Source organism: Prevotella sp. TCVGH, from assembly GCF_023522295.1.
GTDB lineage: Bacteria > Bacteroidota > Bacteroidia > Bacteroidales > Bacteroidaceae > Prevotella > Prevotella timonensis.
Window position 1 is genome coordinate 1 of record NZ_QFFX01000145.1, and the last position, 1,100, is coordinate 1,100.

General features: G+C 32.7%; 1 protein-coding gene. It reads left to right on the forward strand.

Going from position 1 to position 1,100, the window contains the following annotated elements; genetic code table 11:
* Positions 1-72: 72 nt before the first annotated feature.
* Positions 73-1,041 carry a RagB/SusD family nutrient uptake outer membrane protein gene (locus DEM91_RS12510; RefSeq protein WP_249859125.1) on the forward strand — a complete coding sequence of 323 codons (969 nt, stop codon included), beginning with the start codon at positions 73-75 and terminating at the stop codon, positions 1,039-1,041.
* The last annotated feature ends 59 nt before the right edge of the window (positions 1,042-1,100 follow it).

Consider the following 1,100-nt stretch of genomic DNA (forward strand, 5'->3'; position numbering starts at 1 on the left):
CTAAGTGAATGATAATGAACAGTTAATAAATTACAAATATTTTCCAATTATTTGGAAAGCAACATAGAAGATATGAAAGTTTTAATAAAAAATATGAGAGTAGTTGTTATTTTGCTCTTTTCTTTGTTAATAACCTCCTGTGAAGGCTGGCTGAATGTTAGTCCGAAGTCAGAAGTAAAGTATGATGATTTATTTAGTTACAAAAATGGATTTAAAGATCAGTTGACAGGCATATATACTGCACTTTGCTCTGATAATCTTTATGGAGCAAATCTTACCTTTGGTATGGCGGATGCTTTGGGGCAGCAATATGTATGGACACAGGAGGCTGGTATATATTATCATTTGCATAGATTTGAATATGATGACGCAACGAGTCAAAATATTATAAACGCCGTATGGGAAAGCATGTATAAAGATATTGCTAATATCAATATTTTATTAGAGGGAATAAAAGAATATGATGGCGTTTTATCTCAGACAGAATCGGATGTGTTTGAAGGTGAGGCTTACGGAATGCGAGCATTCTTACATTTTGACTTGCTTCGTTGGTTTGGTAAAAGCTTTCTAAGTGATGCTCAAGACGCGGCTATCCCTTATGTCCGAGGTGTGTCGAAAAATGTAACACCATTATCTACAGTGACTAAAAGTATTGACTTGGTGATAGAAGATTTAACCCATGCCTTAAAATTGTTGAAAGTTGATCCAATAAAGACAGGAAAAGCTTCAACGGAATTCCTGGGGGTAAGAGAATTTCATCTTAATTATTATGCTGTTTGTGCTTTATTAGCTCGTGCCTATCTTTACAAAAATGATAAGACAAATGCATTAAAATATGCACGTGAAGTAATCGATTCGAATAAATTTCCTTGGGTGGCAAGTAGTAATGTAACAACCAATACACGTAGTTCTCGTGACGGAATATTTAAATCAGAGTGTATTTTTATGCTTAATAATACAAGATTGAAGTCTTTGACAGAAAGGTTTTTAAAAGAAGGAGAAAGTAATACTGTAGGAAATTTATTAATTAGTGTTTACTGAATAATGTATAACTCTCTGATATTTAAGTTTATATAACTTTATTTCTTCGTTTGTTTAAC